Raw genomic sequence first — 22,124 nt, 5'->3', positions numbered from 1 at the left:
ACTTCTTTATAAATGTTAAATGAATAACTTTGTAGCAAATTTCAACAAAACACAAAAATGCATTTCATTTCACAAGATTTAGAAGATTATATTGAGCAACATTCTGAAAAAGAACCAGCATTACTGGCAGCTCTAAACAAAGAAACGTATCAAAAAATATTGCTGCCCAGAATGCTGAGCGGGCATTTTCAGGGACGTGTTTTGAGTATGTTGGCCAAATTAATTCGCCCTGTTAATATTTTGGAAATTGGAACTTATACAGGCTACTCGGCTTTGTGTTTGTGCGAAGGCATGCAGGAAAACGGACAATTGCACACCATTGATATCAAAGAAGAATTGGTTGATTTTCAGCGTAAGCATTTTGACAAATCACCTTGGGGAAATCAAATTATACAACATTTAGGAGAAGCTGTCGTTATTATCCCAAATCTTGACTTGAAATTTGATTTGGTTTTCATCGATGCCGATAAAGAAAATTACCTTAACTATTTTGAAATGATTCTACCTAAAATGAATAAAGGCGGTATTATTCTATCTGATAATGTATTGTGGAGCGGTAAAGTACTGGAACCGATACACCCTAACGACATCAGCACCAAAATACTGGTAGAATACAATCAATTACTAAAAAATGATACAAGAGTAGAAACTGTATTATTACCTATTCGTGATGGGTTAACAGTGAGCCGGGTGATTTAAGAATTTAAATTTCTTTCTTGATACATAAATTGAAAATAATCCTATCGCAACTTTAACCCCTATTCCTTAGCCCTGATTGCTTCGCTCGTCTATAGTGAAATCCTTATTGTTTTTTCTTTAAAAACAATAATATATAACAGATGGCAGGATTAGCTCCTTATACAATTTCTGATTAATTAGGTTTGTTTCGGAAAATTCTTTCTAAGCGTCCATTGGTAGGCTTTATACATAACAAAACCGGTAATAAGTCCACATAAATAACCGGTAAGTATATCCAACGGATAATGCAAACCCAAATAAATACGACTGTAAGCAAAGATTAATGGCCATAGAAACAGCAAGCCAAAATACTTGATTTGCTTCTTAAAGATAAGATATAAAAAGGTGGCAACTGCCATGGTATTGGCCGCATGTCCCGAGAAAAAGCTAAACGAAGTACGCACTTGAACGACTCTTATAAAAGTGTTTATTTCTGGGTTATTACATGGTCTTGCCCGTTGTATTGTATATTTGAAAAGATTCGTAATTTGATCAGTAACCAATAATAAAACAGCAATAAAAAGCAACAAATATCCCGTTTGTTTTATTCCTAATTTTTTGTAAATAAAATAAAATAAAATCAGAAAAAATGGAATCCAATTGACTTGCTTAGTAATAACAAGCCAAAGTCCATCATAGGTTTCAGACCCTAAGCCATTAAGATAAATAAACAATTGGGTATCTAGAGAGAGTATTTTTTCCAGCATTATATTTGGCGTTTTACAGGTCCTGACAGGTCATCTAAAAGCGTTGTCCCATCTGGATTTGTTGTACCACTTAATACACTGTCTTTGGTTTTATTTACTTCAGAAGTGAATGTATCCGTAATTCCAGTTAATGTATTGGATGTTCCGCCCAAAAGATTAGTTTTGACTTTATTGATTTCAGAATTGATACCTCCAGTTAAGTCGTTCAAGGTCTTTTGATCAAAACCATTGGCTTCGGCTCCCTTTTGAATTTCACTTTTAATATCGTTGGTCGCGTTTTTAAGCTGTGCCATAGCTTTACCCATAGTCCTTGCTATTTCAGGCACTTTATCCGAGCCAAAAAGCATTAATACGATAAACATGATAAAAACTAATTCGCCTCCTCCTATTCCAAACATAATTTTTGTATTTAATAAGCAAAGATATTAAAATTTAAAACTTTGTCTTTTAAAATTGTCTTAAAAAAGAACTGAGTTACTAAGACCGCAAAGCTTTATTTCGCTTTTTAAAATCTTAGTAACTCAGCATCTTAGTAACTTAGCCTCTTCTTAATTAATCAAATTTTGATTTTGTCTCTATTTTTGGCCATGAATTGTTGTTCAAATCAATATCGGCAGTTTCTAATTTTGGATCAATTTGAATTTGCTTAATGGCTTTATTAGTAGCATATACTTTCTTGGCCGTTTCATTATTTTGTCTCCAAATTTGAGCTGGATATTTGTAATTATCTACTGTTCCGTCTTCATAAGTAATTTGCACAATAATTGGCATTGGCATTCCTCCTGGTTTATTATACTCTACTTCATAAAAGTATTTTGGTTTTTTTAAAGTAGCACGTTCTTCCGTAGAAAGCTTTTGATTTACATATTCTGAAAGAGAACTAATTTCTGAAATTTCCAAAGCTTTCATAGAAGCTGGGCTCAATTCTGGGTTATCACCAGCAATTAAATATACAAAAGGTCCTTTTTCTAGACCAAAACGTCCTTTTCTGACTTTAGCATCTTTCAAAGCCACCGTTGGAGTTTCGGAAACATAATATTGTTTTACATCGTTAATCCCAATATCTACAAAGTCTGTAGAATAGAACCAACCTCTAAAAAACCAATCTAAATCGACTGCCGAAGCATCTTCCATAGTACGGAAAAAGTCCTCTGGAGTTGGGTGTTTGAATTTCCACCTGTTAGCGTACATCTTAAAAGCATAATCGAACAACTCACGTCCCATAATGGTTTCTCGCAATATATTAAGTCCCGCAGCAGGTTTTCCGTAAGCATTATTTCCAAACTGAATGATATTTTCAGAGTTAGACATAATCGGTTCCAAGAATTTTTGATCACCACTCATATAAGGTACAATATTCTTAGCTGGTCCACGTCTAGAAGGAAAGTTCGGATTTAACTCTTGTTCGGCCATATACTCCATAAAAGAGTTTAAACCTTCATCCATCCAAGTCCATTGACGTTCATCTGAATTAACAATCATCGGAAAAAAGTTATGTCCTACTTCGTGAACCACAACCCCAATCATTCCGTTTTTTATTTGTTCGCTTGTTATTCCCTTTTCATCTGGACGGCCAAAATTCCAACAAATCATTGGATATTCCATCCCTTGATCTTCTGCCGAAACAGACACTGCTTTTGGGTAAGGGTAATCAAAAGTATGAGAAGAATAACTTTTTAAAGTATGTGCGACAGTCATTGTTGAAGTTTCACCCCAGAGCGGATTGGCTTCTTTTGGGTAAACCGATTCGGCCATAACCACTTTTCCGCTCAACTGAACCGCCATAGCATCATAAATAAATTTTCGTGAAGAAGCAATTCCAAAATCTCTAACATTTTTAGCACTAAATTTCCATGTTTTCTTTTTATCTGAAAAACCTTTTTCAGCAGCTTCGGCTTCGGCTTGTGTTACGATAACCACTGGTTTGTCAAATGTTTTTTGAGCCAATACATATCTTTTGACCTGTTCAGGTGTAAACACTTCATTTCTGTTCATTAATTCTCCTGTAGCATCAACAACATGATCTGCAGGAACAGTAATATTTACATCAAAATTACCGAACGGCAAAGCAAATTCACCACCGCCCCAAAACTGCATATTTTGCCAGCCTTCCACATCATTATATACTGCCATTCTTGGATAAAACTGCGCTATTACATACAATCTGTTTCCTTCTTTTTCAAACAACTCATATCCCGAACGACCTCCGTCTTGTTGGTAGTTATTGATATTATACCACCATTTTATCGAAAATGACATACTCGTTCCAGGTTTCATTGGCGTTGCCAAATTGATGCGCATCATCGTTTGATTGACAGTGTAAGACAATGGATTTCCTTTGGCATCTTTTACATATTCAATATTAAAACCGCGATCAAAATTTTGTTTCAAATATTCATTGGAAAATTTTGCAACAGGCAAAACGGCTTCTATTTTTTCGTTTTCAACTAATGGAGACTGAGAGTTTTTGGCCGCTTGGTTTTGATCCAATTGTACCCACAAATACTCTAAATTATCTGGAGAATTGTTATAATACGTAATGGTTTCCGAACCGCTTAATTTTGCGTTTTTGTCATCAAGTTCAACATCAATCTTATAATCAGCTTGTTGTTGATAATACGCTGGCCCTGGTGCTCCAGAAGCAGTACGAAACATATTGGGTGTTGCCAATAAATCATACATTTGACTGAATTTGTTGGTATCGTATTTACCAAGCTGTTTTACAGTTGGTGTAACTACTTTTTCTTGTGCCAATAAAATAGTTGGAAGAATAAATAATAGTGAAAATTTTTTCATAAACTAAAGCTGGAGTTTTTTAGGCGGTGAAAATAACATTTTTAAATAGAATTGTTATTAATCATCAATATTTTAACACTTGTTTAGTAGAACTCTCTGTAAAAAGAAAACTTTTCTTAGTGTCGAACACAGTTACATGTACAATGTTTTGCTGTTCCGCAAAACAATCAAGTAGTACCGAATTATAAATTTCGAGGGTCTTTATTTTTGAAACATCCTTGATATTTAAATAACAAACTAGCACATCACCATCCATTTCTTTACTCAAAAAATTCATACCCTTGGATTGACCATTAACTTTTAGAGTAAAATTTTCGGATAGGTATTTTTTTAGTAAATATAACGATTCGGCTGATTCCTTATCGGTTCCCAAAAAGAACTTTTTGTTGTGTTTTTTTTCTAAAGTTTTATTTATATCATCTATAAAAATACGGGAAGTAATTTGCAGCATTTTCTTTTCGGGAGCATAGTTGATTTGGTAAATGGCCATGTAAAATTTATGCACACCAAAACTGCTCATCGCTAACGTAAAAAACAACAAAAGAGTAACGGCTATTCCTTTTTTCATTTTTCAAAAGTAGCAATATTTTTGAACTCATTGTTTTTTGTAATTAAAAAATCCATGACTTCAAATTGCTGATTGATTTTGACAAAAGTTTTAGATTTCGGGTCGTTCTCACAAAACAAAAGAAAAAGACCTACTTCATCTTCTTTGAGTTTTAATTTATCTGTAAAAAAAGAATAACTAACACTTTGCATAGCAATGGTTGTAAAACTTACATCCGAAACCAAATCAGTTTTGTTTGGATTATTTTTAAATAAATTTTTAAAAATCTTATTATAAACCCTGATAACATCCAAATTGTTCGGATCACCAGTCCCTGAAGGCATCATCAAAATATTATCCGGTGAGGATTGTTGGTCATCATAATATTGAGTGTCTACAAGTTTTTGTGTATTACCAAATTCTGGATGTGGACCATTTTTTGCATAAACAACCACTGCTAACAATTGATTGGCAACCGCATTTAGTTTTATTCTGTAAAAGGAAGAAGTAATATCTGTTTGTGAAAGCACCACTTTTTTACTTTTAAAACCTAAACTTGTAAAAACCAAGGTGTCTTTTACTTTAGCCAAAATACTGAAATAACCTTTGTTATCAATCACCGCACCAGTTTTTGCATTTAAATTGAACACCAACCCATTTTCTATAGCGATAGAATCATTCACCACTTTTCCATGTACCGTTTTTCGAGTCAACACCTGACCGAAACAAAGTTGACAACTCAAAAACAAAACCAAGATCCCTATTACACTTTTCATTTGTGATCACTTAAATATTAATAACTCGAAAAAAGTAATTTTGAAGATCAAAACAATACTTCTTCACTTATTAAAATTACAACTTTATTTTAATCTTAATGGCAGGAATTCCTGTTATTTTTTTTATAATCGGAAATAAAATTTAGTATTTTAAAAGTATAACAACATATTATAGGAACATTATTTGTCTACCAAAAAAAATAAATTGTTGATTTTTTTTTTTTAAGATTTAGAATCATACTTTATATAAATAATTGAAACAGCATCAAACAATATTTCATCTTCACTTAACACAAAATTATTCTATTTAAATTATTCTTCACTAACTCTTTTTCGATTGTAAACAGAAGCTAAATTCGTCATTAGAAACATACTCATTGTTTTGTTTTTAAGACTTAAAGACTCTACAAATTCAGTATCTTCCACACAATAATACTGAAATCCTTTGATGAGTTCTTCGGGTATTTTTAAGGTTTTGGTATAATATTTATTTCCAAAAAGATATTCTATTTTTTTTAATAATAATTCTTTCTTTTCTATTTCAACATTCATTTTCAGAACCTCTTTATCTCCTGAAATAGAACTGAATAAACCTTGAATACCACCAGAATTAGAATATAATCTTCGCTCTTGTGGCGTAAATTTAACTTGTCCCCGAGGAATTATCCCTAAGTTTTCAGCCGATATATTGGCCACTTTATTAATAATCACCTCATCCAATTCAACAGCGTTAAAAACCATATCTACCTCCATAGTTCCCGAATTGTATTCGTGTCTATACACGTATTTTTTCAAATACTTATAATCAATTCCAGAAAAGTTCAAAATATCCCCTTCTTTTGCCTGTATAGAAAAGCAGCCATCTTTATCGGTTACCGCCATCATTTTATTCATGCAATTGATAACACTAATCCCCTCCAATTTTTTGGCATCAGATATGACAGTCCCTGTTATGATTTTTTCAACATTCGTTTGTGCAGTCAATAATTGATTTTGGCCTAATAAAACAAGTAATACAATTATACTATTTTTCATTTATAACAAATAAAATTCAACATTTTAGGCTAATGATTTTCGACAGCACTTTGTCTGTTTTTATTAAAACTGGAAGCCAAACCACCAATTAAAAACATACTCATCGTCTTGTTTTTATCTTTTAAAGACCTAACAAAATCTTGGTCTTCTATACAATAATATTGGAAACCCTTGATGTACTCTTCGGGTATTTTTAGAGTTTCTATATAATATTTTTCTTCAAATAGACCCTCCATTTTTGCCATCAAAAACTCTTTTTTCTCTACTGTAACAGCTTTTTTGAGCATTGCAGTCCTGCCATTTATGGCATTCAAAATGGGATCAACTGCCAACATCCCACCCAATAACCCCAATAAATGTATTGGTTTGAAATCACCTGCTGTTTGAAGTTTTCGTTCTTGAGATGTTAATTTGACTTGATCACGAGGAATTATCCCAAGATTTTCAGCACTTATCTCCGAGTGCTCATTAATAATCACTTCATTCAATTCGATACTTTTCGGTGTTAAATCGACAACAATATTGCCCATTTTAAATTCTTGAATCTTAATATATTTCCTTAATTCCTCATAATTAACGGCCGAAAAATTCAAAATGTCACCCACTTTTACAAGAATAGAAAAAGCACCATATTGATCTGACACCACCATTATTTTGGTTGAGGCATTCGTAATATTGATTCCTTCCAACGGAACTCCATTCGAGCTTACTTGACCCTTTATCCATTTTTCGACACCCACTTGTGCTATCGCAAACTGAACTATAAAAAAGAAAATAAATAAAAAAGTAAAATTATTCTTCACGCGCAATTTTGGAATTGATTAAAAAAACTAATTATTCTTTAAACCTAAATATTGAAATAAACAGTTCCTATTTGGCGAATAAAACCGATTTCATCTTTTTAAGTTGAAAAAATCTTCACCGCAACTTATTTGCAAAATGTAAAAGTATCCCAATCCCATCCAAATTAATTACTAATAAGTTGGTAAAAGTTTGTTAATTAAAATCGTTCCTCCATACATTAAAAAACAATCATTTAATACCTTTACAGCGAATTTTACACAGCATATAAAATGAAAAACTGCATTATAGCAAGTACTTCAACCTTGCACGAAGGACAATACTTAGAGTATTTATTGCCCGAATTACAATCGCATTTTAAGGATTGCAAAACGATCCTTTTTATACCCTTTGCAAGACCAGGCGGGATTACACATGACGAATACACGATAAAAGTAGCTTCGGCTTTCGCCAAAATAAACATAACTGCAAAAGGAATACATGAATTTGAGAAGCCAAAAGAAGCCATACAAAAGGCAGAAGGGATTTTTACAGGAGGAGGCAACACTTTCTTACTGGTCACCCAATTATACAAAAACGATCTCATGAATATTCTTGCTGATACATTAAAAAAGGGAACTCCATACTTGGGAACTAGTGCAGGAAGTAATATTTGTGGATTAACGATGCAAACAACCAATGATATGCCCATTATTTATCCGCCTAGTTTTCAAACTTTAGGAATAATCCCTTTTAATTTGAATCCGCATTATTTAGATCCAGACGATCAGTCCAAACACATGGGCGAAACCAGAGAAACGAGAATAAAAGAGTTTCATGCGTTCAATTCTTTACCAGTATTAGGATTACGAGAAGGAAGCTGGCTTGATGTAAAAGGACATCAAATCATACTTAAAGGAAATCTACAAGCTCGACTCTTTAGACAAAACCAAGTACCCGAAGAATTGGAAAGCGGAAGTGATTTAAGCAATCTGAATTAAAACAATAAAACCATTAAGAAATCAAGAGCTTTGAAGTTTTAAACTTTACGAGACTTAATTTCTTACTGGTTTTAAAAAAATATTATTTTTAATTTAACGCATAAAAAAACCCCAAATTTTCATTTGAGGTTTTGGAGCGAAAGACGAGGCTCGAACTCGCGACAACCAGCTTGGAAGGCTGGAGCTCTACCAACTGAGCTACTTTCGCATTAATCATTAAATTTACCCTTATAAATCAAAAAAAATTGATTTTAGAGCGAAAGACGAGGCTCGAACTCGCGACAACCAGCTTGGAAGGCTGGAGCTCTACCAACTGAGCTACTTTCGCATTATTGAGGTGCAAAGATAAATAATAAAAACAGTTATTTGCAAATTTTTTTTAAAAAATAAATCGACATTTATCATTCCGATTCACAATCATTTTAAAACTAAAATGTTATAGAATTATTTTTTTTTATTCCCAATGCAAAACATCAAAAAAGCAGCCCCTTTATAGACCTTCCCGTCAAGATATCTAGTGTCACAAAAAGCAAAACCAATCGATACCTATCAATTTAAGTGGGATATCATACCCACAACGCACCATTTTCAGTTATTATCAAAACAATAAATTAAAAGGAATTATATCAAATTTAAAAATAATAACAGCATCTTTGTATCCAATAATCAATATCAAATTCGAGGAATGGCTTTAGAAATCAAAGATGGTAGTAAACATTACTTAACAGTAAAAAACATAAGAAATGAATAAACTTATCTTTTTTATTGCCTTTGTTACCCTTATCAGTTGCAAAAAAGATCCAATTAGAATCATTGAATCTTTTAAAACATCGAAAGCCTCCGATAAAGAAGGAGAAATTATAGACATTGACACCGCATTGATTGTCCCATTTAAAAGTAAATCACTACTTGATTTTTATAACTCCAGAGAGAATCAGACCGTGTGGCAATCTGAAAAAAATAGAAAAATCATTCTTGAAACCATCAAAAATTGCGAAGCAGAGGGATTGAACCCTCCTGATTATAATATTTCGAAATTAGTCGATCTCGAAAAAAACTTCAACAAACTAGACGAGGATGAACAAATAAATTATGATCTATTACTTACTTATAATTTTCAAAAATACCTCACCCATCTGCACAATGGAAAACTTAATCCCAGAAAACTATACAACAACTGGGATTTACACATTGATGAGTTAGACACCAAATCCATTTTGAATAATGCCTTAACAAAAGATTCTTTAACAGACGCAATAAAAAAATGCCAACCAAAAGCACTGACTTACACAAAATTAATAACCGCATTAGAAATTATTAATAAGTTACCAGAAGACAAAACAGACTCTATTATTACTGAAGACAAAATAAAACACAACAGAACCTATCCTGCCATAATCAATATCAAAAAAAAATTATTGTATTGGAAAGATTTAGAAAGCAACGACATTATCACTTCTGCCTATGACGATAAAACGTTTAAAGCCGTCAAAAAATTTCAAACCAGACATGGCTTAACACCAGATGGCATAATTGGCAAAAGCACAATAAAAGCACTTAATTTCACCAAAGAAGAAAGAAAACATCAAATTATAGCCAACTTGGAACGCTGGAGATGGTTTGCCAAATCATTCACCGAAAATTACGTTTTGATTAATATTGCAAATTACAGCTTGAATGTGGTCCAAGACCAAAACATTACCATGAGCAAGCGCATTGTAGTGGGGAAAACTAAAAGAAGAACTCCTGTACTAACCTCAGTTTTACAAACAATTGTTTTCAACCCTACATGGACCGTACCTCCAACAATTTTAAAAGAAGACATCATTCCCGAATTAATCAAAAACAGGAACTACCTAAAAAACAAGGGAATTGGAATTTATGACTCGGATAGCAATGAAGTCGATCCATTAAAATGGAATCAAAACCGACCTAGAGGTTATCGTTATGTCCAAAAACCGGGTTATTACAATGCTCTGGGTGTTGTCAAAATCAATTTTCCAAACAGATACAGCGTCTATCTACACGATACCAATCATCGCGATTTGTTTGAACGAAATAATAGGTCATTAAGTTCAGGATGTGTTCGCATCGAAGAACCTTTAGAATTAGTTCGGCTTTTATTGGACGACCCAAAGAAATATTCAAAGGAAAAAATGGATTCCATTATTGCGACCAAAAAAACTCTTTTTATAGGACTAACAAAACGTTTTGCCATTTACCAATGGTACTGGACAGCGTGGAGTGAAAATGACGAATTGATTTTTAGAGACGATATCTATAATCTCGATGCCGATTTATATACCAAACTACGAAACTAGTTTAGACAGCCTTGAATTACTCATGGAAGGATGATAAATATACAAACAAGATTGTCCTTTTATCATCGTAATAATTTCTGACGCAAATTCTACAGGAACGGCTGGACACCCTTGACTTCTACCTAATCTTTTATGGTATTTAATAAACGATTCTGAAACATAATCGGCACCATGAATAACAACCGCTCTTTCGCGTGCATGATCATTCAAACCTCTTTCCAAACCATCCAGTTTTAAGGAAATACCATGTTTACCGTTGTAAACTTCGCCAGTAACATAAAAACCTAAACTACTTTTAAAAGATTCAGCTACATTAGAAAAATTAGTTGCAAATTCTTCCCCAGTATTTCTTCCGTGGGCTACTAAAGACTGAAACAATACTTCATTGGTAGACAAATCAATAACCCAAAGACGCTTTTCATTCGAAGACAAACTAAAATCAACCAGAGTCAATATATCTCTTTTAATCAATCCTTTTTCCTTCAAAGAGTAAAACCCTTTCAAAGCTTCAACAAAACATTCTTGTTTAGGCAATTGAAAACGATTGGATTGTAAAGCACTATAAACCATTTCAACTTTGACATCCTCATTGGATTTCAAAACTGAAGCAGTGATTTTATTTGTAGTAATTTTATGATTATTTGTTACTTCTCCACTAAAGGCGAATGAAAAAGCAATGAAGACAGACGCAAGAAACATTTTATAATTCATTGTATACCTATTAGTTACACATATTTTAAGAGCGACAAATATACAAATAATACCAACTTGGTAAAATGAAAATGCACTTAATCGATAAATTTTAACATTTCATCGGTTTTTATTCTTCAAAAAAATATCTCTCAAAAGATTTTTTTTAAAATTTTATATTACTTTTGTTACAAATCACAGCTTTTTATGACCAATATTAAAAATATTCTTGTTTTTTTCATAATTCTATGTTCAAGCATACTATATGGTCAAAAAAAAACACTTAATACGAAGTCTATTACATCTAAGATTTCAATAGATGGAAAAATAACGGAAGACATCTGGAATTCGACTGAAATTGCGTCCGATTTTGTTATGTACCAACCGGATAACGGCAAGCCGATTAGCGAAAATAAAAAAACAGAGGTGAAAATAATCTATGATAATGATGCAATTTATATAGCGGCCATTATGCACGATGAAGATCCGAGCAAAATAAAAAAAGAAATTACAAATAGAGATAAATTTGGCGTAACCGATTATTTTTCGGTATTCATCAATGGTTTTAATGATGGTCAACAAGATTTCAGATTTTATGTTACTGCTGCCGGCGTACAAATTGATTGTATTTCAACCGAAGGGTATAATGATTTTTCTTGGGATGCTATTTGGGATAGCAAAACAACCCTGACAGATCAAGGATGGGTGGTCGAAATGAAAATTCCGTATGCAGCCATTCGATTTCCAAATTCTAAAAAGCAAACTTGGGGTATCAATTTTCTTAGAAATATAGAACGCGATGTGCAAGTTTATTCTTGGAACCGAATTGACACTAAAATCGGTGCCGAACTTACACAAAATGGAATATTAGAAGGAATAGAAAATATTAAAACCCCCACCCGATTATTCTTTATTCCTTATGCTTCTTTTTACAATCAAAAAGATGACTTCCAGTCAGACAATACTTTCAAAGGAGGTATGGATATCAAATACGGAATCAATGACGCCTTTACATTGGATGCCATTTTGGTACCCGATTTTGGTCAAACTAAATTTGATAATGCCATTTTAAACCTAGAACCATTCGAGCAACAATTAAACGAAAACAGACCCTTTTTTACTGAGGGAACTGAATTGTTTTCTAAGGGGAACCTATTTTATTCCAGAAGAATAGGAGGATTTCCAAGCGGAGATCCCATTGTTGGAGAGAACGAAGAAATTACAAATTATCCCAGTAATGTAGATTTACTGAATGCTATCAAGATATCGGGTCGCACCAAAAAAGGATTGGGTATCGGTCTTTTGAATGCCATAACCGAAAAAACATATGCAACTATAAAAGACACTGTCACTTTGACAACAAGAAAAGAAGTCATCGAACCGCTGGCAAACTACAACATATTAGTGCTCGACCAACGATTCAATAAAAATTCGTCGGTGACTTTTATCAATACCAATACAACTCGAAATGGTGATTTTAGAGATGCCAACGTAACGGGACTTTTGTTTGATTTAAACACTAAAAAAAACAGCTATAACTTAAATGGTGATTTCAAATACAGCACGATAAATACTGCCGAAGATTATAATGGATATAAAACTTCACTGGGTTTCAAAAAAACAAGTGGAAAAATTCGATACGAAGTATCTGGAAAATACATCTCAGAAGATTATGATGTCAATGACTTAGGCATCATATTTTACACCAACTACCATGCTGCCTATGCCAATGTAAGTTATAGAATCTTAAATCCAACTTCGATTTTCAATACCTTTAAAATAATTGAAGAAGCCAATCTAGAAATTCAAAACACAACGGGCAAAATTCAAGAAGACTACCTTAAAACAACTATAGGAGCCAAATCAAAAAAGAACACCTATTACGAATTTTCCTTATTATATGCACCAAAAGAAACTTTCGATTTTTATCAACCCTTAGAATATGGGCGCTATGTTTATGTTCCAAAAAGAATATCTTCCTATTTTGGTTTTGAATTAAACCAAAATCATGATTTTACTGTAGATGCAACTGTTTCGACTGCACAATATGACGAAGAAAACAGACAAACCTATGGCATTTATATCAATCCAAAATACAGGTTCAACAATCAATTCTCACTGGAATATGCTTTTGAATATTTAACCAAAAGAAATGACAGAGGCAGAATAGGTTATGACACAAATGGCATTGTGTTTGCAGAAAGAAATCGAGAAACACTTCAAAATACACTAACCGGAAAATTTGCATTAACCAATAGAATGGCACTAAATTTGGACGTACGTTATTACTGGTCCTATTCCGAAAACCATGAATTTTTCACGCTTCAGGATGATGGCTATCTTTCTCCATATCCCTCATACAACCTTAATCGAAATAGAAATTACAATTCTTGGAATTTTGACTTATCTTACTCTTGGTGGTTTGCTCCAGGAAGTCAAATTTACATTTTGTACCGGAATTATGGTTTAGAAGATACTCGTTTAGTAGAAAAAGACCTATCCACGAACTTGAAAAATATTTTTGACAGCAACTTAACCAATATTTTTTCGATAAGCATTCGCTATTATATTGATTACAATGTAGTAAAAAATAAATTTTAAACTTTTACTCCCTAACTGTAACATTAGAACAATTCGATAGTCTATTCATTTAACATATTTTTAATTCTTGCATTTGCAAAAAATTAAGAATTAAAAAACTTCGATTATACAAACTATCGTTTCATGAAAAAACAGCATTTCCTTTATTTTCTTTTATTTTTTGCATTAGGGTATGGACAGAAAAAAACTTTACAAACAAAATTCATATCTGAAAAAATAACCTTAGACGGCAAACTTGATGAAACTATTTGGCAAACAGTTCCTATTGCAACCGATTTTGTTATGTTTCAACCGGACAATGGCAAAGTAGTTCCCCAAAACAAAAGAACCGAAGTTCGTGTTTTATATGACAACGAAGCTATTTATATCGGAGCGTTGATGTATGACGACGAACCTAACAAAATCTTAAGAGAAATAAACAAAAGAGACGAATTTGGTACAGCCGACTTTTTCGGAGTTTTCATTAATGGTTATAATGATGGACAACAAAATTTTCAGTTTTTTGTAAACGCCGCAGATGGTCAAGCCGATTGTTTGGCAACAGACAACAATGGAGAAGACTATTCCTGGGATGCCGTTTGGGACAGTAAAGCAGTTATTACCGATTTTGGCTGGGTTGTAGAAATGCGTATTCCATATGCTGCTTTGCGTTTTTCAAGTGAAAGTAAACAAACTTGGGGTGTAAACTTTTTTAGGGAAATACGAAGAGATCGTCAGAAATATTCATGGAATTTAATTGATACCAAAATTGGAACATTTACGCAACAAAATGGCACTATCGATGGTATAGAAAACATAAAAACACCCACGCGACTTTTCTTTTTGCCCTATGCCTCTTTTTATACTTATGCTAATGCAAATCAGAAAACCTACGGAGAATTAAAAGGCGGCTTGGATATCAAATACGGAATTAATGATGCCTTTACATTAGATGCCATGCTTATTCCAGATTTTGGGCAAACCAAATACGATGATCGAATTCTAAATCTAAGTCCTTTCGAACAGCAATTCAATGAAAACAGAGGTTTTTTTACAGAAGGAACTGATTTATTCAGCAAAGGAAATCTTTTCTATTCCCGAAGAATTGGTGGACCGCCTTCGTATCATCCAGAAACGCAAGCAAATGAGGAGATAATAGAAAACCCAACGACCGTAGATCTTTATAATGCTACCAAAATATCAGGCCGAACCAAGAGCGGGTTGGGAATTGGTTATCTGAATGCGGTTACCCAAAAGACATATGCAACTATAAAAGACACTATTACCCAACAAACAAGACGTGTTTTAGTAGAGCCACTAACCAATTACAATGTCCTGGTTTTTGACCAACGTTTTCATAAAAACTCATCTGTAACCTTAATAAATACCAACGTAACCAGAAACGGTTCTTTCAGAGACGGAAATGTTTCGGCTTTGGTTTGGGATTTAAACACAGCCAAAAACACATATAACTTATCTGGAAACTTTAAATATAGTTATATAAACGAAATTGAAGACAAAAAGAGTGGAATAAATTCCTTACTGAGTTTTTCCAAAACGAGCGGTAAATATCGCTATTATGGGGAGACTAATATGATTACAAAGGGTTTTGACAACAACGATTTGGGAATTAATTTTGAAACCAATTATTATAGTTTTTATGGCAATACCAGCTATCGCATTCTTAATCCAACTAAAATCTTTAATTCTTTCAACACTAATATTAATGCCTATACTCAATTCCAAAAAGAAACAGGCAAATTACAATCGGACCAAATCAATCTGAATATTAATTCCACTACAAAAAAGAACCATTATATTGGTTTTGGTTTAGAGTATCGCCCAGTTGAAACCTACAATTACTACGAACCCAGAACCGAAGGCCGTTATAGCATCGACCCTACCCGTTTTGGAAGCTGGTTTTCGCTTTCAACTAATTACAACAACAAATTCGCCATTGACTTTAACCCCACAATTGCTTTCTTAAATGAATCAAAAAGGACCTCGTATGGGATTTTCTTAAGCCCAAGATACCGTTTCAATGACCATTTAGCATTAAACTATGCATTCAACTTTTTCCGTCAAAATAACAACAAAGGCTATGTAGACAGTGGTTCCAACAATGACGATTTACCTCCGGACACGATAATTTATGCCAATAGAAATGTAATCAATTACACCAACAGCCTCAACGGAAAATACTCAATTAACAGCAAAATGAATTTTAATCTTTCGGCTCGTTATTATTGGTCTTACACTGAGAACAAAAGCTTTTATGAGTTAGAAAACAATGGAAGACTGACTCCCTACGACAATTATACCGATAACAAAAATCAAAATCTGATTACATGGAATTTGGACGTATCTTACAATTGGTGGTTTGCACCGGGAAGTCAATTAACTATTTTATACCGAAGCAATGCCGCAAAATATGACAATTTAATCAATAAAGATTTTGGAAACAATTATACCAGTTTACTTAATAATGAAGATTTAAGCCATGTTTTATCCATTAGCTTAAAATATTTTATAGACTACAATCAGGTTAAAAATGTGTTTTAAAACTATTTGTTAAAGACAAATATGACTCTTTAAAGAATTATCTTTTTATAAGATAAAAATATCTTCAAAAACCTAGTTATTCCTACATGGTTTTCGAAGATTTTTTTTTACGTTTTTTAAAGAAAAAACGGCTTTTTACAACACATTTTTAAGTATTTGTTGCACTTCTCTTTTATATGTATAATAGTAGTTTTGACGCCTTTATATTTTTTGCGAAAGCCTTATATTTACAAAAAATTTGATGCTATGAACAAAAAAGTAATTTTAATGATTTTAGACGGTTGGGGAAAATCTCCTGACCCGAAAGTTTCTGCAATTGATAATGCAAATGTTCCGTTTATAAATAGTCTTTATACAAAATACCCTAGTGCACAACTTCGAACCGATGGTTTACATGTTGGTCTTCCTGAAGGACAAATGGGAAACAGCGAAGTAGGACACATGAACCTAGGAGCTGGAAGAATTGTTTACCAAGATTTGGCCAAAATCAATCTTGCCGTAGAACACAAAACTTTGGTAAAAGAACAAGTTTTACTTGACGCTTTCGAGTATGCCAAAAGTAACAACAAAAAAATACACTTTCTGGGATTGCTTTCTGATGGTGGAGTTCACTCACACACTTCACACTTGCGCGGGTTAATCGATGCCACTCAAGATTATGGGTTAGACAATGTATTTGTACATGCTTTCACAGACGGTCGTGATGTGGATCCAAAATCAGGTAAAAAATACGTACAGGATTTAGAAAACTATATTGCCAACACTACTGTAAAATTAGCTTCTATCACAGGCCGTTATTATGCAATGGATAGAGACAAACGTTGGGAAAGAGTAAAACTAGCTTATGATGCGGTTGTTAATGGCGAAGGAAATCACTCAACCGATGCTGTTGCCAGCGTAAAAGAAAGCTACAAAAACAATGTAACTGATGAGTTTATTCACCCCATAATCATGGTGAATGACAAAGACCAACCTCTTGCTACTATCAAAGAAGATGACGTTGTTATTTTCTTCAACTTCAGAACAGACAGAGGACGTGAATTGACCGAAGCACTTTCGCAAAAAGATTTCCACGAGCAAAACATGCACAAATTACAATTGTACTATGTGACTCTTACCAATTATGATGAAACCTACGAAAATGTAAAAGTGGTGTACAACAAAGATAACATCACAGAAACATTGGGTGAAGTTTTGGAAAAAGCCAACAAAAAACAAATTCGTATTGCCGAAACAGAGAAATACCCACACGTGACTTTCTTCTTCTCGGGTGGACAGGAAATTCCTTTTCATGGTGAATCTAGAATATTGAGAAATTCTCCAAAAGTAGCCACTTACGATTTACAGCCAGAAATGAGCGCTTACGAATTGAAAGATGCTTTGGTTCCAGAATTGAACAAAGGTGAAGTTGATTTTGTATGTTTGAATTTTGCCAATGGTGACATGGTAGGACATACAGGAGTTATGAGTGCAGCAATAAAAGCTTGCGAAGCTGTGGATGCCTGCGTAAAAGAAGTGGTTGAAGCGGCTCTAGCCAATGACTACACTACTATCATCATTGCCGATCACGGTAATTGTGAAACGATGATTAATCCTGACGGTTCTCCAAACACAGCGCATACAACTAATCCTGTGCCAATTATTTTGGTGGATAAAGACTTAAAAACCATTCACGATGGAGTTTTAGGTGACATTGCCCCTACTATTCTTGAATTAATGGGAATAGAACAACCAGCTGCAATGACTTGTCATTCTTTATTATAAATCATCAATTGATGCATTTTTAACAAACAAAATGGGTGTGAATTTAATTTTCGCACCCATTTTCTTTACATTTTATCCAATAAATAAAAATACTCTTTTTCGATACTTTCTTGATGATTGGGATGAGCAATCCGAACCAATTCACCAGCTCGTTGCTTTAATGTTTTTCCATACAAATCGGCAATACCGTTTTCTGTAATAACATAATGAATATGTCCTCTAGTGGTAACCACTCCCGCTCCTTGCTTCAAAAAAGGCACAATTCGACTTTGCCCATTCTTGGTGGTTGATGGCAAGGCAATAATTGCTTTTCCACCATCACTTAAGGATGCTCCACGAATAAAATCCATTTGTCCGCCTACACCAGAATACATTCTAGGCCCAATAGAATCGGCACAGACTTGTCCAGTTAAATCGACTTCAATAGCTGAGTTAATAGCGATCATCTTTGGATTTTTCCGAATTCGTGCCGTATCATTTACAAAAGAAGATTCCCGTAATTCAATAAAAGGATTGTCATTGACAAAATCATACAACCGTTTGGAACCTAATACAAAAGTTGACAACACTTTTCCTCTTAGTGATCCTTTATAATTGCAATTAATCACATTGCTTTCAATCAAATCGATTACACCATCCGAAAACATTTCGGTGTGTAATCCTAAATCTTTGTGATTCCCCAATTTACTCAAAGCAGCGTTAGGAATTGATCCAATTCCCATTTGGAGTGTACTCCTATCTTCAATCAAAGAGGCGATATAATTTCCTATTTTATCTTCTTCAACTGTAAATGGCTCCACTTCATGCGAATAAATAGGCACATCAACTGCCACCAAATAATTTATTTCTGAAATATGAAGAATCCCATCGCCAAAAGTTCTAGGCATTTGTGGATTTACTTGCGCAATAACAATTTTTGCATTCTCAATCGCAGCAACCGAAGCCTCAACAGAAACGCCAAGTGAACAATATCCATGGCTGTCGGGTGGAGATACATGGATAAAAGCCACATCCAATGGCAATACATTTTTTCTGAATAAACGAGGCAATTCACTTAGAAAGACTGGCGTATAAGAACCATTCCCCGCTTTTAAGGTATGTCGAACATTACTCCCAATGAAAAAAGAATTGACATGAAAACTTTCCGCAAGATGAGGATTCGCATAACGCGCTTCCCCTTCGGTATGCAAATGGCAAATTTCGACATTTCGTAATTCAGCTGCTCTTTCTGTCAAAGCATTAGCCAAAATTGTGGGCGCAGCCCCAGCGGCTTGCAAATACACTCTGTCTCCCGATTTTACGACTTTTACGGCTTCTTCAGCAGTGACATATTTTCCCATAAATGATTTATTTATAACAAAAGTAACTATTTGTGTGATAATCGAATATGACAAAGCTCATATTTCAGTTGAACATTTTATAAATAAAAGTTAAAATCTCAATTATGAAAGTATTACTATTATATTTGCACCAAAATATCTCAATATGGATCAAATTCTTTCAAATATTAAAATTCAGATTAACGAGAAGCTTTATGTAAAAGACCCTGAGACTTCTCCATTAGGAAAAAAAATCATTGAAGAAAGCATTCTTTTAATTGATAGCATTGGCTTTGACAACTTTACCTTTAAAAAATTAGGAGAAAAAATAGGTTCGAACGAAAGTTCCATTTACCGCTATTTTGAAAACAAACACAAATTATTAGTATATTTATCTTCATGGTATTGGAGTTGGATGGAATACAGATTGGTATTTTCAATTTCAAATCATTCAGATTCTTGGGAAAAACTAAAAAAGGCAATTGCAATAGTGACCGAAAAAGTAGAAGATGATCAAAAAACGTTGCATATCAATGAATCTATTTTGAACAAAATCATTATTGCCGAATTTACAAAAACATTTCATACCAAAGAAGTAGATCAAGAGAACAAAGAAGGTTTTTACTTTATCTACATCAGAGTTATTAACAGATTAACAACTATAATTAAAGAAGTAAATCCTGAATATTTGTATGCAAAAAGCCTTGCTTCTAGCATAGTTGAAGGAGCAATGCACCAACACTTTTTAACAGATCATATGCAATCCATAACCGATTGCAATCAAACTATAAATCCGACGAATTTTTATTTCGACTTAATTGAAAAAATACTTAAAAAATAAAAATATGACTTCATTAAAAAGACTTTTCAACCTTTTAGAGTTAGACAAAAAAGATGTTTCTCAAATCTTTTTCTATGCCATTTTTGCTGGAATCGTGAGTTTATCATTGCCACTAGGAATTCAAGCTATTGTAAACTTTATTCAATCGGGACGAGTAAGTGCTTCATGGATTGTTTTGGTAATCTTAGTCGTTATTGGTGTAGCGCTTGTAGGCATTTTGTCCTTAATGCAATTGCGAATAACTGAAAATTTACAACAGAAAATGTTTGTGCGCTCGTCATTCGAATTTGCCACTAGATTACCCAAAATAGAATTCAAAGAACTTTATGGTCATTATCCTCCAGAATTAGCCAATCGCTTTTTTGATACATTAACCATACAAAAAGGAACTTCAAAATTATTAGTTGATTTTTCGGCTGCCATTTTACAAATCGTTTTTGGTGTAATATTATTGTCATTATACCATCCTTTCTTTATTGTATTCGGATTTTTATTACTAATGCTTTTATATATAATTTTTAAATTTTCTTATAATAAAGGAATCCAAACCAGTCTAAAGACCTCCAAAAACAAATACAAAACGGCGGGTTGGTTACAAGAAATTGCTCGGAATAATTTCAGTTTTAGAAACGAACTGAACTATGATTTTGCTTTAGAAAAAAACAACGGAATCATAAAAGACTATTTATATTGTCGTGAAAGTCATTTTAATGTTATAAAAAAACAATTCAGCCATCTTATTATTTTCAAAGTTATCATTACGGCGAGTTTGTTAATCATTGGTGGCTACTTGGTTTTGAATCAGCAAATGAATATTGGGCAATTTGTCGCTGCAGAAATCATTATTTTATTAGTAATAAGTTCGGTCGAAAAAATCATTCTTGGCCTTGAGACTTTTTATGATGTATTAACAGCAGTAGAGAAGATTGGTCAAGTTACCGATATGGAACTAGAAGAAGAAATTACTGTTGAAAACAAAAGTTGTTATACCAATATCAGTCTTGAAACCGAAAATATGGAGTTTCAATTTCCAGGAACTAATTTTGGAATTCTAAACAACATCAATTTAAAAATAGACTCAGGAGAAAAAATTATAATCGATGGAGAAAACGGATCTGGAAAAACAACCTTGATTCGAGTGCTTTCCGGTTTATTACATCCGACTTCTGGGAATTTCTTTATCAATGATGACACCTTTAGAAAAATTGACATTAAACAATATCGCTCCAGAATTGGAAGTATTATTCAGGGTGAAACACCATTTGAAGGAACAATTCTTGAAAATATCACTTTTAATGATAAAAGCATCAGTACCGAAGATTTAAAATGGGCTTTAGATGGACTGCAACTTACTAGTTTTATAAAAACATTACCCAAAGGTTTAGACACTAAAATATTTCCGGAAGGCAAGGAATTATCCTCTTCCAATGCGCAAAAAATATTGTTGGCAAGAAGTATTATTCACAAACCCAATATTTTATTTTATGAAGAACCAACCGATAAAATGGATGTAAAAGTGGCCAATGAAATTATTGACTTTATCACTTCAGAAAAAAACAAATGGACGGTAATCGTGTCCTCTCAAAATCCGCATTGGCTTACCAAATGTACCCGAGAAATTACGATGCAAAAAGGAACAATTCTATCAGACACCAAAAAATAAGAGT

The 22,124-nt window shown here is 33.3% G+C and carries 17 protein-coding genes and 2 tRNA genes; 8 read left to right on the top strand and 11 right to left on the bottom strand.

Going from position 1 to position 22,124, the window contains the following annotated elements:
- Positions 1-57 precede the first annotated feature (57 nt).
- On the top strand, positions 58-699 hold the full coding sequence (locus KZH69_RS04275) for an O-methyltransferase (RefSeq protein WP_219316222.1): 642 nt from the start codon (positions 58-60) through the stop codon (positions 697-699).
- A 176-nt stretch (positions 700-875) separates the two neighbouring features.
- Here KZH69_RS04275 and KZH69_RS04270 read toward each other — a convergent pair whose 3' ends face one another.
- The 7 genes from KZH69_RS04270 to KZH69_RS04240 all read right to left on the bottom strand — a co-directional run bounded on the left by KZH69_RS04270 (position 876) and on the right by KZH69_RS04240 (position 7,402).
- Positions 876-1,445, bottom strand: a complete 570-nt coding sequence (locus KZH69_RS04270; protein ID WP_219316221.1) for a phosphatase PAP2 family protein — start codon at positions 1,443-1,445, stop codon at positions 876-878.
- Positions 1,445-1,843 carry a Sec-independent protein translocase subunit TatA/TatB gene (locus tag KZH69_RS04265; protein WP_219316220.1) on the bottom strand — a complete coding sequence of 133 codons (399 nt, stop codon included), beginning with the start codon at positions 1,841-1,843 and terminating at the stop codon, positions 1,445-1,447. The genes KZH69_RS04270 and KZH69_RS04265 overlap by 1 nt, the downstream gene beginning before the upstream one ends.
- A gap of 154 nt (positions 1,844-1,997) precedes the next feature.
- Complete coding sequence (locus tag KZH69_RS04260) at positions 1,998-4,241, bottom strand: M1 family metallopeptidase (RefSeq protein ID WP_219316219.1); 2,244 nt, start codon at positions 4,239-4,241, stop codon at positions 1,998-2,000.
- 64 nt (positions 4,242-4,305) lie between these two features.
- Complete coding sequence (locus KZH69_RS04255; RefSeq protein WP_255557635.1) at positions 4,306-4,809, bottom strand: DUF6702 family protein; 504 nt, start codon at positions 4,807-4,809, stop codon at positions 4,306-4,308.
- Positions 4,806-5,564, bottom strand: a complete 759-nt coding sequence (bamP, locus tag KZH69_RS04250) for a BamP family beta-barrel-assembly machinery protein (RefSeq protein WP_219316218.1) — start codon at positions 5,562-5,564, stop codon at positions 4,806-4,808. Before bamP ends, KZH69_RS04255 begins: the two co-directional genes overlap by 4 nt.
- A 312-nt stretch (positions 5,565-5,876) precedes the next feature.
- On the bottom strand, positions 5,877-6,599 hold the full coding sequence (locus KZH69_RS04245) for a carboxypeptidase-like regulatory domain-containing protein (protein ID WP_219316217.1): 723 nt from the start codon (positions 6,597-6,599) through the stop codon (positions 5,877-5,879).
- 29 nt (positions 6,600-6,628) lie between these two features.
- Complete coding sequence (locus KZH69_RS04240; protein WP_369410632.1) at positions 6,629-7,402, bottom strand: carboxypeptidase-like regulatory domain-containing protein; 774 nt, start codon at positions 7,400-7,402, stop codon at positions 6,629-6,631.
- A gap of 270 nt (positions 7,403-7,672) precedes the next feature.
- Between KZH69_RS04240 and pepE the strand changes: the two genes are divergently transcribed.
- On the top strand, positions 7,673-8,380 hold the full coding sequence (gene pepE / locus KZH69_RS04235; protein WP_219316215.1) for a dipeptidase PepE: 708 nt from the start codon (positions 7,673-7,675) through the stop codon (positions 8,378-8,380).
- A 132-nt stretch (positions 8,381-8,512) separates the two neighbouring features.
- On the opposite strand, the gene KZH69_RS04230 is transcribed toward pepE, so the two are convergent.
- Both KZH69_RS04230 and KZH69_RS04225 read right to left on the bottom strand, forming a co-directional pair.
- Positions 8,513-8,588, bottom strand: a tRNA-Gly gene (locus KZH69_RS04230).
- A gap of 47 nt (positions 8,589-8,635) precedes the next feature.
- Positions 8,636-8,708: transfer RNA gene (locus KZH69_RS04225), tRNA-Gly, on the bottom strand.
- Between the two features lie 415 nt (positions 8,709-9,123).
- On the opposite strand from KZH69_RS04225, the gene KZH69_RS04220 reads away from it, so the two are divergent.
- Positions 9,124-10,701 carry a L,D-transpeptidase family protein gene (locus KZH69_RS04220; protein ID WP_219316214.1) on the top strand — a complete coding sequence of 526 codons (1,578 nt, stop codon included), beginning with the start codon at positions 9,124-9,126 and terminating at the stop codon, positions 10,699-10,701.
- Here KZH69_RS04220 and KZH69_RS04215 read toward each other — a convergent pair.
- On the bottom strand, positions 10,690-11,412 hold the full coding sequence (locus tag KZH69_RS04215; RefSeq protein WP_219316213.1) for a murein L,D-transpeptidase catalytic domain family protein: 723 nt from the start codon (positions 11,410-11,412) through the stop codon (positions 10,690-10,692). The genes KZH69_RS04220 and KZH69_RS04215 overlap by 12 nt on opposite strands.
- A 186-nt stretch (positions 11,413-11,598) precedes the next feature.
- On the opposite strand from KZH69_RS04215, the gene KZH69_RS04210 reads away from it, so the two are divergent.
- From KZH69_RS04210 to gpmI, 3 genes are all read left to right on the top strand, one after another.
- On the top strand, positions 11,599-13,992 hold the full coding sequence (locus KZH69_RS04210) for a DUF5916 domain-containing protein (protein ID WP_219316212.1): 2,394 nt from the start codon (positions 11,599-11,601) through the stop codon (positions 13,990-13,992).
- A 123-nt stretch (positions 13,993-14,115) separates the two neighbouring features.
- On the top strand, positions 14,116-16,533 hold the full coding sequence (locus KZH69_RS04205) for a DUF5916 domain-containing protein (RefSeq protein ID WP_219316211.1): 2,418 nt from the start codon (positions 14,116-14,118) through the stop codon (positions 16,531-16,533).
- Between the two features lie 246 nt (positions 16,534-16,779).
- Positions 16,780-18,297, top strand: coding sequence for a 2,3-bisphosphoglycerate-independent phosphoglycerate mutase (gpmI, locus tag KZH69_RS04200; RefSeq protein WP_219316210.1), 1,518 nt, complete (start codon positions 16,780-16,782; stop codon positions 18,295-18,297).
- Between the two features lie 65 nt (positions 18,298-18,362).
- On the opposite strand, the gene KZH69_RS04195 is transcribed toward gpmI, so the two are convergent.
- Complete coding sequence (locus KZH69_RS04195) at positions 18,363-19,637, bottom strand: acetyl-CoA hydrolase/transferase family protein (RefSeq protein WP_219316209.1); 1,275 nt, start codon at positions 19,635-19,637, stop codon at positions 18,363-18,365.
- Between the two features lie 145 nt (positions 19,638-19,782).
- Here KZH69_RS04195 and KZH69_RS04190 point away from each other — a divergent pair, with 145 nt between their 5' ends.
- Together KZH69_RS04190 and KZH69_RS04185 are read left to right on the top strand one after the other, a co-directional pair.
- Positions 19,783-20,457 carry a TetR/AcrR family transcriptional regulator gene (locus tag KZH69_RS04190; RefSeq protein ID WP_219316208.1) on the top strand — a complete coding sequence of 225 codons (675 nt, stop codon included), beginning with the start codon at positions 19,783-19,785 and terminating at the stop codon, positions 20,455-20,457.
- A 4-nt stretch (positions 20,458-20,461) separates the two neighbouring features.
- Positions 20,462-22,120, top strand: coding sequence for a peptidase domain-containing ABC transporter (locus tag KZH69_RS04185; protein WP_219316207.1), 1,659 nt, complete (start codon positions 20,462-20,464; stop codon positions 22,118-22,120).
- The last annotated feature ends 4 nt before the right edge of the window (positions 22,121-22,124 follow it).

The sequence above is a fragment of the Flavobacterium taihuense genome (assembly GCF_019351435.1).
Classification (GTDB): Bacteria; Bacteroidota; Bacteroidia; order Flavobacteriales; family Flavobacteriaceae; genus Flavobacterium; species Flavobacterium taihuense.
Note: the sequence above shows the minus strand (reverse complement) of the source record. Positions and strands in the feature narration are given on the sequence as shown.

Bases quoted from the DNA above. Each gene is read 5' to 3' on its own strand.
- KZH69_RS04195 (WP_219316209.1), bottom strand. From the start codon at position 19,637: ATGGGAAAATATGTCACTGCTGAAGAAGCCGTAAAAGTCGTAAAATCG.
- KZH69_RS04245 (WP_219316217.1), bottom strand. From the start codon at position 6,599: ATGAAAAATAGTATAATTGTATTACTTGTTTTATTAGGCCAAAATCAA.
- KZH69_RS04185 (WP_219316207.1), top strand. From the start codon at position 20,462: ATGACTTCATTAAAAAGACTTTTCAACCTTTTAGAGTTAGACAAAAAA.
- pepE (WP_219316215.1), top strand. From the start codon at position 7,673: ATGAAAAACTGCATTATAGCAAGTACTTCAACCTTGCACGAAGGACAA.
- KZH69_RS04220 (WP_219316214.1), top strand. From the start codon at position 9,124: ATGAATAAACTTATCTTTTTTATTGCCTTTGTTACCCTTATCAGTTGC.
- KZH69_RS04190 (WP_219316208.1), top strand. From the start codon at position 19,783: ATGGATCAAATTCTTTCAAATATTAAAATTCAGATTAACGAGAAGCTT.
- KZH69_RS04265 (WP_219316220.1), bottom strand. From the start codon at position 1,843: ATGTTTGGAATAGGAGGAGGCGAATTAGTTTTTATCATGTTTATCGTA.
- KZH69_RS04255 (WP_255557635.1), bottom strand. From the start codon at position 4,809: ATGAAAAAAGGAATAGCCGTTACTCTTTTGTTGTTTTTTACGTTAGCG.
- KZH69_RS04215 (WP_219316213.1), bottom strand. From the start codon at position 11,412: ATGAATTATAAAATGTTTCTTGCGTCTGTCTTCATTGCTTTTTCATTC.
- KZH69_RS04210 (WP_219316212.1), top strand. From the start codon at position 11,599: ATGACCAATATTAAAAATATTCTTGTTTTTTTCATAATTCTATGTTCA.
- bamP (WP_219316218.1), bottom strand. From the start codon at position 5,564: ATGAAAAGTGTAATAGGGATCTTGGTTTTGTTTTTGAGTTGTCAACTT.
- KZH69_RS04270 (WP_219316221.1), bottom strand. From the start codon at position 1,445: ATGCTGGAAAAAATACTCTCTCTAGATACCCAATTGTTTATTTATCTT.
- gpmI (WP_219316210.1), top strand. From the start codon at position 16,780: ATGAACAAAAAAGTAATTTTAATGATTTTAGACGGTTGGGGAAAATCT.
- KZH69_RS04275 (WP_219316222.1), top strand. From the start codon at position 58: ATGCATTTCATTTCACAAGATTTAGAAGATTATATTGAGCAACATTCT.
- KZH69_RS04260 (WP_219316219.1), bottom strand. From the start codon at position 4,241: ATGAAAAAATTTTCACTATTATTTATTCTTCCAACTATTTTATTGGCA.
- KZH69_RS04205 (WP_219316211.1), top strand. From the start codon at position 14,116: ATGAAAAAACAGCATTTCCTTTATTTTCTTTTATTTTTTGCATTAGGG.